Annotated in this window: 12 protein-coding genes; 9 read left to right on the top strand and 3 right to left on the bottom strand. The window is 60.8% G+C overall.

Annotation, left to right across the window (positions count from 1 at the left end; translation table 11 throughout):
* The first annotated feature begins 3 nt into the window (after positions 1-3).
* The 3 genes from ACBG85_RS23955 (at position 4) to ACBG85_RS23945 (ending at position 3,654) form a co-directional block, all read left to right on the top strand.
* On the top strand, positions 4-330 hold the full coding sequence (locus ACBG85_RS23955; protein WP_003939954.1) for an SHOCT domain-containing protein: 327 nt from the start codon (positions 4-6) through the stop codon (positions 328-330).
* Positions 331-393: 63 nt separating this feature from the next.
* A complete protein-coding gene (locus ACBG85_RS23950; RefSeq protein WP_372025136.1) occupies positions 394-2,301 on the top strand; it encodes an alkyl/aryl-sulfatase in 1,908 nt (635 codons plus the stop codon).
* Between the two features lie 114 nt (positions 2,302-2,415).
* Positions 2,416-3,654: a DUF222 domain-containing protein gene (locus ACBG85_RS23945; protein WP_372025134.1), complete on the top strand. Its 1,239-nt coding sequence runs from the start codon at positions 2,416-2,418 to the stop codon at positions 3,652-3,654.
* 70 nt (positions 3,655-3,724) lie between these two features.
* Here ACBG85_RS23945 and ACBG85_RS23940 read toward each other — a convergent pair whose 3' ends face one another.
* On the bottom strand, positions 3,725-4,720 hold the full coding sequence (locus tag ACBG85_RS23940; RefSeq protein WP_372025132.1) for an endonuclease/exonuclease/phosphatase family protein: 996 nt from the start codon (positions 4,718-4,720) through the stop codon (positions 3,725-3,727).
* Positions 4,721-4,787: 67 nt separating this feature from the next.
* Entirely contained in the window at positions 4,788-6,209 is a 1,422-nt protein-coding gene (locus ACBG85_RS23935) for a short-chain fatty acyl-CoA regulator family protein (protein WP_058037687.1), read from the bottom strand.
* A 167-nt stretch (positions 6,210-6,376) separates the two neighbouring features.
* On the opposite strand from ACBG85_RS23935, the gene prpD reads away from it, so the two are divergent.
* From prpD to ACBG85_RS23905, 6 genes are all read left to right on the top strand, one after another.
* A complete protein-coding gene (gene prpD / locus ACBG85_RS23930) occupies positions 6,377-7,879 on the top strand; it encodes a 2-methylcitrate dehydratase PrpD (protein WP_075834387.1) in 1,503 nt (500 codons plus the stop codon).
* The gene (gene prpB, locus ACBG85_RS23925; protein WP_054825247.1) at positions 7,879-8,796 is read left to right on the top strand and encodes a methylisocitrate lyase; all 918 of its coding nucleotides are present in this window, start codon (positions 7,879-7,881) and stop codon (positions 8,794-8,796) included. The genes prpD and prpB overlap by 1 nt, the downstream gene beginning before the upstream one ends.
* Positions 8,793-9,914, top strand: coding sequence for a bifunctional 2-methylcitrate synthase/citrate synthase (locus tag ACBG85_RS23920; RefSeq protein WP_047269777.1), 1,122 nt, complete (start codon positions 8,793-8,795; stop codon positions 9,912-9,914). The genes prpB and ACBG85_RS23920 overlap by 4 nt, the downstream gene beginning before the upstream one ends.
* A 177-nt stretch (positions 9,915-10,091) precedes the next feature.
* Positions 10,092-10,874 carry an enoyl-CoA hydratase gene (locus ACBG85_RS23915; RefSeq protein ID WP_075834383.1) on the top strand — a complete coding sequence of 261 codons (783 nt, stop codon included), beginning with the start codon at positions 10,092-10,094 and terminating at the stop codon, positions 10,872-10,874.
* 60 nt (positions 10,875-10,934) lie between these two features.
* Positions 10,935-11,795, top strand: coding sequence for an SDR family NAD(P)-dependent oxidoreductase (locus ACBG85_RS23910; RefSeq protein WP_372025128.1), 861 nt, complete (start codon positions 10,935-10,937; stop codon positions 11,793-11,795).
* A 10-nt stretch (positions 11,796-11,805) separates the two neighbouring features.
* Positions 11,806-12,279, top strand: a complete 474-nt coding sequence (locus ACBG85_RS23905; RefSeq protein WP_030538051.1) for a MerR family transcriptional regulator — start codon at positions 11,806-11,808, stop codon at positions 12,277-12,279.
* A gap of 5 nt (positions 12,280-12,284) precedes the next feature.
* On the opposite strand, the gene ACBG85_RS23900 is transcribed toward ACBG85_RS23905, so the two are convergent.
* Positions 12,285-13,790 (bottom strand): MFS transporter, encoded by a 1,506-nt coding sequence (locus ACBG85_RS23900; RefSeq protein WP_037127420.1) that lies wholly within the window; start codon positions 13,788-13,790, stop codon positions 12,285-12,287.
* Positions 13,791-13,805 lie beyond the last annotated feature (15 nt).

Below are 13,805 nucleotides of genomic sequence, written 5' to 3'. Positions count from 1 at the left end.
GGCATGGTTTTTCGAGGTGGACGCAGAGGGCGGCCGGGGTTGCTCGGCACGGTGGCGCGCACGGCGGTAGTGGCTGGAACCGCAAAGGCGACGTCCAACGCCATGGATCGACGGAGTCAACGAAAGGCCAGCGAGCAGCAGCAGGAATATCAGCAGGAGTACCAGCAGCAACAGCCGCCGCCGCAGCAGCAGGTCGCCCCCGTGCAGTCCGTTCCCCCTTCAGGCGCGGACGATCTGGTCTCCAAGCTGCAGGAGTTGGGACAGCTTCATCAGTCCGGCGTGTTGACCGATGCCGAGTTCGCGGCGGCAAAGGCGCAGTTGCTGAGCTAGCCCTGCTGTTCTCTTCAATTGCGGCAATGCGCATTGCCGCAATTCGGCGTGAAAGGCTGACTTATGATCGACCCACGTGCGGCATCGGCCGCAATCGAAGCCGCGAACGCCCGAGTCGCCGAGACTCTACCGTTCTCCGACGACGCCGACTTCACCGAGGCGAAGCGGGGTTTCGTCGCCGCGCTCGATCCGGGGCTGGTTGCCGATTCGGACGGGAAAGTCCTGTGGAACAACGATTCCTACGCCTTCCTTGACGAGGACTGCCCGCCAACGGTCAATCCGAGCTTGTGGCGTCAGTCGAAGTTGGTCGCCAAGCAGGGACTCTTTGCGGTGACGGATTCGATCTATCAGATTCGCGGACTTGATCTGTCGAACATGACGTTGATCGAGGGAGATACCGGAATCATCGTCATCGATCCACTGATCTCCCGGGAAACCGCTGCTGCCGGGCTCGCGTTGTACCGGGAACACCGTGGTGATCGACCAGTAGTCGCGGTGATCTACACGCATTCGCACATCGACCACTTCGGCGGGGTCAAAGGTGTGACCACCGACGACGACGTCGCCGCCGGGCGATGCGTGATCGTCGCACCCACCGGGCTCGTGGAGCACGCGGTCGAGGAAAACGTCTATGCGGGAACGGCAATGGCTCGACGCGCGGCCTACATGTACGGGGCGGCCTTACCCCGAGGTCCCCGAGGTAGCGTCGGAGCCGGGTTGGGGCAGACCACCTCAACCGGCACACCGACGCTCATTTCGCCGACGGTGTCGATCTCGAAGACAGGTCACACGGAGACGATCGACGGCGTTCGGATCGAATTCCAGATGACGCCCGGAACCGAGGCCCCGTCCGAGATGAACTTCTACTTCCCGTATTTGCGCGCACTGTGTATGGCGGAGAACGCAACTCATACTCTCCACAACCTGCTCACGCTTCGCGGTGCCCTGGTACGAGATCCTCACGTCTGGTCTGCGTACCTGACGGAATCGATCAATCGTTACGCCTCACGATCCGACGTTCTGTTTGCGTCCCACCACTGGCCGACGTGGGGGACCGAACGGCTCACCGAGTTCCTGTCATTGCAGCGCGACCTCTACGGGTACCTTCACGATCAGACACTTCGTCGAATCAATCAGGGGTGGACCGGTCTCGAGATCGCCGAATCGATCGAGCTGCCAACTGCATTGGCGCAAGCGTGGCACACGCACGGGTACTACGGTTCCGTCAGTCACAACGTCAAAGCCATCTACCAGCGATACATGGGTTGGTTCGACGGTAACCCTGCGCATCTGTGGGAGCATCCACCCGTCGAATCGGCCAAGCGTCACGTGGAGTTCATGGGCGGATCTGCAGAAGTGTTACGGAAAGCTCGGGAATCGTACGAGCGCGGCGACTTTCGCTGGGTTGCGCAGGTGGTGAACTACGTGGTCTTCGCTGAACCGGACAACGTCGAGGCCAAGAATCTGCAGGCCGATACCTTCGAGCAACTCGGGTACGGCGCCGAGAACGGCACCTGGCGGAACTTCTACCTCACCGGTGCATACGAACTGCGCAACGGCTCAGTGGGGACGCCCACGGTTGCCGCGGCGCCCGACATCACCGCAGCGCTGTCGGTAAGTCAAGTCTTCGATGCAGTATCGCTGCGCGTGGATGGAGTGCGCGCAGCGGGCTCGCACATCGTCGTCGATTGGAACATCACTGACGAAAACATCGTTCACCGAACGGAACTCAGCAACGGAGTTCTGATCCATTTCGACGTGGAAGGTGGGTCTGCAGATGCTGGGTCTGTGGATGCGGTGTTCAGTTTGAGTCGGCGCGACTTACTCGGTGTGCTGCTCGGTGGTGTGGACTTGGGTGCCGAGATTGCGAATGGAACCATCTCGGTTTCCGGCGACCCGGCGAAGCTCGCAGAACTTGCCGGGTACCTCGACGAGCCGGATCCGAACTTTGCGATAGTCACTCCGACCTAGCGCTGTATCAGTCGTGAACGAGCCTGTACTTCAATAGGTCTCGAGCCACCCACCTGTTTGAAGTTGTCCGGTTTGTCTCTGGTTATCGAAAGTATGTTCGATTAAACTTTGAGCATGGACAGTCGGGAAGCGTGGCAACTGGATGGCGAGGACCTCAAGGGTGAGGTTCTGGATCTGGTGCGCGCCCGGCACGAGTTGCAGTCGCGGATGGTGTTGCTGATCGTGGAGATGTTTTCCCGGGACGTTCTCGGTGGGAAGGGTTTTCGGGCGATCGCGCTGTGGTTGCATGGTTCGACGAATCTGGAGATCGGTGAGTGCAGTCTGCTGGTCGGGTTGGCGCGGTTGTTGATGCTCGAGCCTGTTGTGGGCGATGCGTTTCACCGTGGTGACGTGGATGCGTTGAAGGCGCGGCAGGTGGCGTCGTTTTGTCAGCATCCGCCGAAGAACATGACCCTGGCGGATGTGGACAAGGCTCGCGGGATTCTGTTGGGGTTGGCGTCGAAGAACATTGCCGATTGTGATGCGGTGCGGGCGGCGATTCGGCGGATCGAGAAGCAGTACGGCAAGCGTGAGGACGGCGTTCCGGTGGGTGAGGATTCGGAGCGTAACGAGTTCTACGCCTCGAAAGGTTTGTACGGGCGTGTGACCGTGAAGGGTGATCTGGATGCGGTGAACGGGGCCCGTCTGATCACGTTGTTGTCGAGTCTGTCTGCGCCGACGCCGGAGAAGGACGGCGTGAAGGACACCCGTACTCCGGCGCTGCGGCGGGCGGATGGGTTTTGCGAGTTGTTGCGCCGGTACGAGCGGGCGGGGTTGGGTCCGATCGAGGGCGGGGTGAAACCGCACATCACGGTCACCGCGTCCGCGAAAGACATGACAGACCTCAAGGCGTTGAAAGACCTACTGCCGTCCACTGAGGAGTTGGGTTTCGCGTGGGCGGATTGGGTGGGCCCGATCAGTATCGATACCGCGCGGATGCTGGCGTGCGATTGCACGGTCACCCGGATCTTGTTGGACGAGAATGGTGTTCCGCTCGACTGCGGTAAGGAAGCGCGAACAGCGACGGTGCCGCAGCGGCGGGCGTTGGCGGTTCGTGATGGCGGGTGTGCGTTTCCGGGGTGCGGGACTCCGTCGGGGTGGTGCGATGCTCATCATATTGTTCACTGGGGTGATGGTGGCCCAACAGATCTCGACAATCTGATCTTGTTGTGCGGTCATCACCACCGGACGATGCACCACACCGAATGGCGTGTCGAGATCGGCCCGGATCGGAAAACGGTGTTCTATCCACCCATGTCGATCGATCCGTATCAGCAGCCGATCGGCGGGAACAGTCCGCCCACCGCGGCGTGAATCGCGACAACTGAAGACGTGAGCACCGGGGCACAACCATGCCCTGGTGCTTGCTCAATCCAGTATTTACTCAAGACAACGTGATGTCGGCAATCAGGCCGTGGTGATCGGATCCCTCGATCTCGATCCCTTCCAAGGATGTCGCCACGGCGCCTTTCGTGATGATGTGGTCGATACCGACCACCGCCGGATACCGCTTGTCGGTCGGATAGGTCGGGATCAGGCCGGAACCCAATTGGTCGGCGGCGCTGGTGTATCCGTTCGTGAGAAGATTCCGGAACTGTTTGTTCGAGTACGACGCGTTGAAGTCGCCGCTCACTATCACGTTGTCCCGCCCGGCGACTTTGTCCATGTAAGACCCGAGCCTTCGCTGCTCGTCCGCCCACACCGAGGCCGGTGAGATGTACGCCGGTGCCGGATGCACGGCGAACAATGTGACTGGCTGCGCCAAGCCGACATTCAGTTCTGCGGACAGCGTTTCGGGTGAGAATCCGTCGAGGCTACGCGGATTGGAGAGTGGAAAGCGACTGTAGATTCCTGCCCCGCCACCACCGTCGGTGTACGGGACGAGGAATTGGTGGCTCAGAACCTCGTCAAGCCCGGCGGCTTCGAGCGCGTCGGCTTCCTGGTACGTCAACTCCTGGACCGTCACCACGTCGACCTCGCGTTCGCGGACCATCGCCACAAGCGACTCCGGATCCGCTGCACCGACCATCAAGTTGGCCTGCATGATTCGAATCGATGGACCGTTCGCAGACGTCGACTCCCCAGTTCCGCCGATGTACAGCGGGCTCACAGACCATCCGAACAACCCAAGGACGAGGATCGAGGCGGCGCACACGATCCACTGACGCCCGATACCCGAGACGACGGCACCGATCAGCGGAGCAATCATCAACAAGGGCGCCACTGACGCCAGAACGATCACGATGTTGTGATCGACGTCCAACTGAGTTGCGATCAAGGCAACCAAACCAGTCACGATGCCGGCCACACCGGCCACGGCCGAAAGGCGGCGAAGAACCAGTCGACGAGGGGGCACGGCATCGGGTTGCATGACGTCCATGGAAGCAGAAGAGCGTCGTAGCTCCGGGAAACTGCAGGTGGAGTCGGTGCGCCCTATTGTTTGCGCCCTATTGTTGCGGATACGGAAGGTGGCTGCTGCTGTTCTCACTGACGGAGATCGAGCGGCCGAGTTGGGGGAAGGCGCGTTGAGAGCACGCTGGCCTGTCACAGACTTTGCACCCCGCGCCGATCGGCACGATGGTCACGGGGTCGTCCGTCTGAATTCCGTGTGAGTAGACCATGCGATCGGCGTAGCCGATGTCGCAACCGAGTCCGACGGCGAAGTTGCGCTCGGGTGCGAGGTACCCGAGTCCGCCGCTGTGGGTAGTGCGCGCCACCCAGAGGTATGTCCGGCCGTCGGGCATCTTCGCGACCTGAGTGAGGATGCGACCTGGGCTCGCGAATGCCTCGTGGATGACCCACAGCGGGCAGCTGCCTCCGACTCTGGAGAAGTGAAAAGCGGTAGCAGACTGACGCTTCGAGATGTTTCCGGCGCGATCGGTTCGGACGAAGAAGAAAGGGATGCCGCGTTGGCCGTGTCGTTGGAGAGTGGACAACCGGTGGCAGACTGTCTCGAAGCCGACCTCGAACTTGAGGCTGAGCAGGTCGATGTCGTACCGCAAGGCCTCAGCGGATTGCAGGAATTGGGTGTACGGGAGTAGCAGTGCGCCGGCAAAGTAGTGTGCGAGTCCGACGCGGGCCAGCGCTGCGGACTCGGCGCTCAATGATTCATCCTCGGCGACAAGGGAATCGATCACGTCGGCCTGCGTGAAGAAGGCCAACTGCATTGCGATCTGGAACGCGCGTTGTCCTGCCGACAGACGACGGGCGAGTGTGAGGACCGACTTGTTCGGATCGTAGTAACGCTTGGGGCCGAGCTTGTCGGGTTCGTCGGTACGGATCGTCACGGTGACGCCGTGCTGATCGCGAAGTAGTCGTGCCAGTTGCAAATCCACTGCGCCCACGGACAATCCGTTGTCCAGGAACATCTGCTCGGCAGCGTCGTCCAGAACGGCGATGTGATTCTTTCGGTCGTAGAAGAAGTCCCGAACTTCCTCGTAGGGCATCGGTACGAGTGACACATCGGACGCTGGTTCGCCGGACAACTGCGTCGAGAACTGGTCCAACTGCTCTGTCGCGGCGTGAAGGCGGCGGTGCAACATCACGAGGGTGCGTCCGACCGCCGGCATGCGGGCCACCAATTCGTCCACCTCGGCCAGAGATACGTCTCCAGATTCCGAAGTTTCGGCCAAGGCGTGATGAACGTCCGCAACCAGGCGTGCGTCGGAATCGGAGGCGAAGAATTGCACGTCGAGATCGAACTCGGCGTTGAGCTTGAGAAGGACGGGCACCGTCAGCGGTCGTTGATCGTTCTCCAGTTGATTGACATAGCTGGGGGAGAGTTCGAGTGCCTTCGCCAGTGCGGACTGTGACAGGTTTCGTTCCTCCCGCAGCCGTCGCAGCCGCGCTCCCGCGTACATCTTCTTCATCGAATCTCCTCGGTGCCGATCGCGTTCACCCTACCGAGAAGCTATTCGCAACATTCGCAACATTGCAGCATCGTCATTGCATAAATAGGCAATTGCGAGGGCCTATCCCGAGGTGAATGAGCTGCGTAGCGTGCAAATAGATACCGAAGAACGTGAGAAGAGGATCGATGAAGACGCATCTCGTACGCACCCACCGCTCTGCCGAAGAGTTCCCCAAGGAAGACCACCTCGCGTGGAAGATCGCGGAAGTTGCGACGGATCCCGTCGAGGTCACCGACGCCACGTCCGACATGATCGTCAACCGGATCATCGACAACGCGGCAGTTGCCGCAGCTTCCCTGGTGCGCCGTCCCGTGGTGAATGCGCGGGCGCAAGCACAGTCGCATCCGTATACGCCGGGCTCCACCGTGTTCGGTATCCCCGGTACGTTCTCTCCTGAATGGGCCGCCTGGGCCAACGGTGTCGCGGTTCGTGAACTCGATTTCCACGACACGTTCCTCGCCGCCGAGTACTCGCACCCCGGAGACAACATCCCGCCGATCCTCGCCGTCGCTCAGCACACCGGCCGTGACGGTCGAGACCTGATTCGTGGTCTGGCGACCGGCTACGAGATCCAGATCGACCTGGTTCGGGCTATCTGCCTGCACGAGCACAAGATCGACCACGTCGCACACCTCGGCCCCTCGGCTGCGGCAGGTATCGGAACTTTGCTGGGCCTGGGCACCGAGACGGTCTACCAGGCAATCGGCCAGGCACTGCACCTCACGACAGCGACACGTCAGTCCCGCAAGGGCGAGATCTCCAGTTGGAAGGCGTACGCGCCTGCGCTGGCAGGCAAGGTTGCCGTAGAGGCGGTCGACCGTGCGATGCGCGGTGAGGGCGCACCGTCACCGATCTGGGAAGGCGAAGACGGCGTCATCGCCTGGCTACTCGGTGGCCCGGACAAGGAGTACCACGTTCCGCTGCCCGGTTCGGGTGAGGCGAAGCGCGCCATCCTCGACTCGTACACCAAAGAACACTCCGCGGAGTACCAGAGCCAGGCGCCGATCGACCTCGCTCGCCGAATGCGTTCTCGTGTCGGTGATCTCGATCAGATCGCCTCGATCGTCCTGCATACCAGCCACCACACCCACGTCGTCATCGGCACCGGTTCCGGCGATCCGCAGAAGTTCGACCCGACCGCCTCGCGTGAAACCCTCGACCACTCGGTGATGTATATCTTTGCCGTTGCGCTACAGGACGGTACGTGGCACCACGAACGTTCCTACGCGTCCGAGCGTGCACAGCGCGCGGACACGATCGAGCTGTGGAACAAGATCTCCACGCGCGAAGATCCCGAATGGACACGCCGTTACCACTCGACGGATCCGGACGAGAAGGCTTTCGGTGCTCGCGCCGAGATCACCTTGAAGAGCGGCGAAGTCATCGTCGACGAGCTTGCGGTGGCCGATGCGCACCCGCTCGGCGCACGTCCGTTCGCTCGCGATCAGTACGTCGCGAAATTCCGCACCCTCGCCGAGGGCGTCATCGAGCCGAGCGAACAGGACCGCTTCCTCGACGCGGCTCAGCGCACCGCCGAATTGAAGGCAGGCGAACTCGATCAGCTGACCTTCACCGTTTCCGAAGACGTTCTCGCTCGGGCTCCCAAGGTCGCCAAGGGACTTTTCTGATGTCGGGCCTCATCGCAGCAGCGACGTCTGCAGCCGACAAGCGGATTGCCTTCCGGGCGGGGCTGACGTCCGGAAAGATTCAGCGCTTGCCAGGTGCCATCAATCCGCTGACAGCCAAGCTCATTGAGGAAATCGGATTCGAAGGTGTCTACGTTTCAGGTGGTGCGTACTCCGCCGGATTGGCGCTTCCCGACATCGGACTGACCACCTTGACCGAGGTCGTCGGCCACAGCAAGCAGATCGCGCGCGTCACGGACCTCCCGACGCTCGTCGACGCCGACACCGGATTCGGTGAACCCATGAGCGCGGCCCGCACGGTCACGATCTTCGAGGACGACGGCATAGCCGGTCTGCATCTCGAGGACCAGATCAACCCGAAGCGCTGCGGGCACCTCGACGGCAAAGCGATTGTGCCCACCGAAGACATGGTTCGCCGTGTTCGTGCTGCAGTGTCGGCGCGCCGTGATCCGAACTTCGTCATCTGCGCGCGCACCGATGCTGCCGGAATCGACGGTATCGACGCGGCGATCGAGCGAGCAAAGGCCTACGCGGATGCCGGTGCTGATTTGATCTTCACCGAAGCTCTTGCCACCGAAGCAGACTTCGAGAAGTTCCGCGCAGCAGTCGACACTCCGCTCCTCGCCAACATGACCGAGTTCGGGAAGTCGAACCTCATTTCGGCGAAGACATTGGAAGAGATCGGTTTCAACGCCGTCATCTACCCCGTGACCACCCTTCGGCTGGCGATGTTCGCTATCGAAAAGGGTCTGCGCGAGATTTTCGCGGAGGGCACGCAAGAAGGACTGCTCGGCGAAATGCAGCATCGCAGCAGGTTGTACGAGATTCTCGAGTACGAGCGCTACAACGAATTCGACAGTGGCATTTTCAATTTCAGCTTGGAGGGGAGTAGGACATGACCGAACAGATTCCGACGATCTACAAGGGCTTGGCCGGAGTTGTCGTCGATACGACGGCTATCTCCAAGGTAGTGCCCGAGACGAATTCGTTGACGTATCGCGGTTACGCAGTGCAGGACCTTGCCGCGAACTGCAGCTTCGAAGAAGTTGCGCACCTGCTCTGGTACGGCGAACTGCCGACTCCCGAGCAGCTCGAATTACTCTGCCTGCGTGAGCGTGCGGCCCGTCGTGCCGACCGCTCACTGCTCTCACTCCTGACCAAGATGCCGGACAACTGCCACCCCATGGATGTTGTCCGCACGGCGATCAGCTACCTCGGCGCCGAGGATCCGGCGGAGGACGACAACTCGGAGAAGGCCAATCTGGCCAAGGCGCTGCGGATGACGGCTGTGCTGCCGACCATCGTCGCAGCCGATTTCCGCCGCCGGCGCGGTCAGGATCCCATCGCGCCGCAGTCGGACCTGGGTTTCGCCGAAAACTTCTTGAACATGTGCTTCGGTGCTGTTCCGGAGTCGGCGATCGTGAAGGCCTTCGAGGTCTCGCTGATCCTGTACGCGGAGCACTCCTTCAACGCCTCGACGTTCGCCGCTCGTGTTGTGACGTCCACACTTTCGGACATCTACAGCGCAGTGACCGCTGCTATCGGCACGCTCAAGGGCCCGTTGCACGGCGGTGCAAACGAAGCTGTCATGCACGACATGCTCGAGATCGACGACCCCGACCGCGCCGAAGCCTGGATGTCGGAGAAGTTGGCTGCCAAGGAGAAGGTCATGGGCTTCGGGCACCGCGTCTACAAGAACGGTGATTCGCGTGTTCCGACCATGAAGCAGGCCCTCCTCGACGTCGCGGCAGCGACCGACGGCGAGAAGTGGGTGCAGATGTACGAGATCCTCGAGAAGACCATGGTCAGTGCCACCGGAATCAAGCCGAATCTCGATTTCCCCACGGGCCCTGCATATTTTCTCATGGGCTTCGACGTCGAGATGTTCACGCCGATCTTCGTGATGAGCCGCATCACCGGATGGACGGCGCACATCATCGAGCAAGGGCAGTCGAATGCACTGATCCGGCCGCTGAGCCAGTATTCGGGCGTGCCACAGCGCACAGTCGTGGCATGACGGTGGCATGACGCCCCTTTGATACTGCGTCGGCGAGGTTCGGTTCTGGCATCACCGTCTCCTGGCCTCGTCGACGCTTCTCCGTTCGCACTATCTGCAACTTTGCATCGAGAATTCGCAAAGATATTCAAGTGCAATGTGTTTCGACTTTTCTCTACCGGAAGTAACGTGAGTGTCATGACTGAAACGCACGAAGAAATCTTGATCATCCGTCGTGGCGAGACCCTCGACGTCGTGTTCAACCGGCCGGAAAAGCGCAACGCATTGACCCCGCAGATGTACGACGCCATTGCCGGAGCCTGCCGGCGCGCCGACTCCGACCGCGAGATTCGGTTACTCACTCTCCGAGGTGCTGGGGGAGGGGCGTTCTCGGCGGGCTCCGACATTGGCCACTTTCAAACCTTCTCGAGCTTTCACGACGGGCTCGACTACGAAAGCCGGTTCGTCGGCGTACTGACCGAACTCGAGAAAGTGAGGGTTCCCACCCTCGCGGTCATCGACGGTGTGTGCGCGGGAGCAGGGCTGTTGCTGTCGGCAGCGTGCGATGTGCGGATCGCGACGCAGGGGTCACGCTTCTGCCTACCGATCGCGCGCACACTCGGAAACTCGTTGTCGATCCATTCCGTGGCGTTGCTGGCGGACAGGATCGGCAGTTCGCGTCTGATGTCGTTGATCGCTCGGGCTGGGGTGATGTCGAGTGGCGAGGCTCTGCGGAGCGGCTTCCTCAGCGACTGTGCAACAGAGTCCGAGTTCGCGCCCCTGACTGCCCAGGTATCTCGCGATCTACTTGCCGCCGCCCCGATGACCGTCTGGACTATTCGGGAGTCCCTGCGACGCATCAGAACCCGAGTGATTGCCGACAACGATGATCTGATGAGCATGATCTACAGCAGTGACGACTTCAAAGCCGGCGTCGACGGTTTCCTTCGCGGGGAACGACCGGTGTGGGCCGGCGTGTAGTTCGGCGGTAGAACCACAGGCTTGCGTTGGAGCGCGCTCTAACCCCTAGCGTTGCCGACCATGACAACAAAGACCTGGATCATCACTGGAGTTTCTCAGGGTTTCGGCCGTGAACTCGCACTGTCTGCACTTCGATCGGGGGACGCGGTAGTCGCTGCAGTTCGTCGTCCCGAGTCCGTTGCAGATATTGCGTCGGCGAATCCGGATCGGTTCTCGGCGGTGACGTTCGACGTCCGCGACACCGCGGCGGCACCCAGCATCGTCGAATATGCGCTCGAGCGTTTCGGTCGCATCGACGTGCTGGTCAACAATGCCGGTCGTGGGATGGTCGGCGCGGCGGAGATGGTGGACGATTCGACCTTGCGGGATCTCATGGAACTGCACCTGATCGGACCCGCCGCGTTGGTGCGCGCCGTCCTTCCGTCGATGCGAGTGCAGGGCAGCGGGACGATCGTGCAGATGAGCAGTCAAGGCGGCCGTATGTCGTTTCCCGGTGTCGGGGCGTACTCGGCGTCGAAGTTCGCTCTCGAGGGTTGGTCGGAGGCTCTCGCCGGTGAGGTCGCGCAGTTCGGCGTTCGGGTGATGATCGTCGAGCCCAGCCGATTCCGTACAGCATTCAACACGCCTGGCGTTCTGAGCTTCGCCGAATCATCATCGGAATACCGTGATTTGCTGGATCCCGTTCTGCGGGACATGGCGGCCGCAGACGGTGTTCAGGAGGGTGATCCGGAGAAAGCAGCAGAGATCATCACCTCGCTTGTGCACAGCGAGAATGTGCCACTTCGTCTGCCACTCGGAAAGGAAGCCGTGGAGCGTGTCTCCGCGTCGTATCGGAAGAATCTCGCCGAGGTATGCGTCTGGGCCGACCTGGCTCGCAGTGCAGACTTCGCGGATGCTGCCGGCCCTGTCCGCCCGTTCTAGGCTGAGAGTCATGGCTACGGAAGACTTGATGCGTAAGGCACTCGAGGCACTTGGGGAAGTGGACGGGCCCATGTCGATCGAGGTGATTCACCGACTCGTCGATGCAGGGGACGTTCAGGAGCCGATGTCGATCGCCGAAGTCTCGGACCTGCTGGATGTCTCGGCACATACGCTGCGCTACTACGAGAAGATCGGTCTGGTCGAGGTCGATCGTGACTCGAGCGGACATCGTGTGTACGGTCCGGAATCTGTTCGCAGGCTGGTGTTTCTGACCCGCATGCGTATTTCAGGTATGGCGATTCGCGACCTGCAGCACTACGTCGAACTGGTCGACGCCGGTGAAGGGACAGTTCCGGAGAGGCTCGACATGCTGCTCGAGCACCGGGACACCGTTCGTCGGCAGATCAAGGAGCTCACGTTGTCTTTGGCTGCGACGGAGTACAAGATTGCGACGTACGGCGGGCGGACCGGAGAGCAGGAGTGATCCGTTCAGTGGATGTGAGTGGCTGTTTTCGTGACTCGCCCTCTTCTGATTCCGATCGAGACGAACGCGCCAATCAGGGAGACGATGGCGCCCACCCACATCGTCGTCTGCAGCCCATACATGAATGCAGTCTCTGTCGCTGATCGCAGTGTGAGGGAAAGAGCCGGGTCAATTTCTGTCACGACTGGTGTGGTGCCCTGGGCGACGGCGCGAACCGCATCTTCCGAGACTCGATCGACTATGAAGTCGGGAATGACGTTGCCCAGTAGTGTTTCGTGGAACTTTGCTGCGGATGCCGCCGCCATCACGGCTCCGAGCACTGAAGTTCCGAGGATACCGCCAACTTGAAGTGAGGTCTGATGGACGCCCGCGGCAGGTCCGGCGTCTGCGACGTTCGCATTCCCTAGGATCGCTTGGACTGACGCAGTCATCACAAACCCGATTCCCAGGCCCAGTACCACAAACGGAATGGCCAGAGAAAGGTAGCTTCCGTGTGGTTCGATGGTGGTGAACAGTAGGAATCCCACTGCGCTGAGCAACATTCCCATAAACAAGGGCGGACGTGCGCCGTACCGTTTGATGATCCAACCGCAACTGCTCGAAGCGATTACATTCGCGATACTCATCGGGAGGATGTGGAGTCCAGCGGCCATGGGGGAGTCACCGTTGATCTGTTGCAAGAACAAGAGAATGAAGAACAGTGAGCCGACCAGCGCAAAGAAGGAGATGATTGTCAGGATGACTCCGAGTGTGATTGACCGGTCAGCGAATAGCCGAAGCGGCACCAAAGGATCCGATGCGCGTCGCTCCGCTTCTACGAAGGCCAAACCAGTGACGGTTCCACCGACCAGCCACCCGATGACATGCCAATCAGTCCAACCACTTTCGGGGGCTTTTATAAGTCCATAGGTTATGGCGAGGAGTGAACTCGTCAGCAAGATCGAACCCAGGACGTCGAACTTTACAGTCCGTACGACCCGGCCCTTGGGGAGCAGAAACAATCCTGTAGCGAGGGAAATCGCCGCAACGGGGACGTTGATCAAGAAGGCCCATCGCCAGCTGGTGTGCTCGATCAGCAATCCGCCGATCAGGGGGCCGGCGGCGGATGAAGCGCCGATCAGCGATGCGAAGACCGCAAGCGCCTTCGGAAGTGTTGCCTCGGAGAAGAGGGACCGAAGCAACGCCAGAGCGTTGGTGACGATCAGTGCGCCGAAAATTCCCTGGCCGAGTCTCGAGAAGATCACCATTTCTACACTGTGCGCCAGGGCAATTCCCGCTGATGCCAGCCCGAAACCGACGATCCCTGAAAGGAATACAGATCGTCGTCCGAAGCGATCGCCCAACCTTCCCGCGAGAACAAGCGTTGCCGCCATCGCGAGCAGATAGATGTTGGTAATCCATTGCAAACCAGAGAGACTCGCGCCTAGATCGACGACAAGAACCGGATTGGCCACTGCCGTTATCGTGCCGTCGAGCGAAACGATGAGAACGCCGAGTGCGATCGCAGTCATGGCGACCCAGGGATT

Source organism: Rhodococcus sp. NyZ502, assembly GCF_041464245.1.
GTDB classification, from domain to species: domain Bacteria; phylum Actinomycetota; class Actinomycetes; order Mycobacteriales; family Mycobacteriaceae; genus Rhodococcus_F; species Rhodococcus_F qingshengii.
Note: the sequence above shows the minus strand (reverse complement) of the source record. Positions and strands in the feature narration are given on the sequence as shown.

Excerpts from the sequence above, each read along its gene's own strand:
- ACBG85_RS23910 (WP_372025128.1), top strand. The coding sequence starts at position 10,935 with ATGACAACAAAGACCTGGATCATCACTGGAGTTTCTCAGGGTTTCGGC.
- ACBG85_RS23905 (WP_030538051.1), top strand. The coding sequence starts at position 11,806 with ATGGCTACGGAAGACTTGATGCGTAAGGCACTCGAGGCACTTGGGGAA.
- ACBG85_RS23900 (WP_037127420.1), bottom strand. The coding sequence starts at position 13,790 with ATGACTGCGATCGCACTCGGCGTTCTCATCGTTTCGCTCGACGGCACG.
- ACBG85_RS23915 (WP_075834383.1), top strand. The coding sequence starts at position 10,092 with ATGACTGAAACGCACGAAGAAATCTTGATCATCCGTCGTGGCGAGACC.
- prpD (WP_075834387.1), top strand. The coding sequence starts at position 6,377 with ATGAAGACGCATCTCGTACGCACCCACCGCTCTGCCGAAGAGTTCCCC.
- ACBG85_RS23955 (WP_003939954.1), top strand. The coding sequence starts at position 4 with ATGGTTTTTCGAGGTGGACGCAGAGGGCGGCCGGGGTTGCTCGGCACG.
- ACBG85_RS23920 (WP_047269777.1), top strand. The coding sequence starts at position 8,793 with ATGACCGAACAGATTCCGACGATCTACAAGGGCTTGGCCGGAGTTGTC.
- ACBG85_RS23950 (WP_372025136.1), top strand. The coding sequence starts at position 394 with ATGATCGACCCACGTGCGGCATCGGCCGCAATCGAAGCCGCGAACGCC.
- ACBG85_RS23945 (WP_372025134.1), top strand. The coding sequence starts at position 2,416 with ATGGACAGTCGGGAAGCGTGGCAACTGGATGGCGAGGACCTCAAGGGT.
- prpB (WP_054825247.1), top strand. The coding sequence starts at position 7,879 with ATGTCGGGCCTCATCGCAGCAGCGACGTCTGCAGCCGACAAGCGGATT.
- ACBG85_RS23935 (WP_058037687.1), bottom strand. The coding sequence starts at position 6,209 with ATGAAGAAGATGTACGCGGGAGCGCGGCTGCGACGGCTGCGGGAGGAA.
- ACBG85_RS23940 (WP_372025132.1), bottom strand. The coding sequence starts at position 4,720 with ATGGACGTCATGCAACCCGATGCCGTGCCCCCTCGTCGACTGGTTCTT.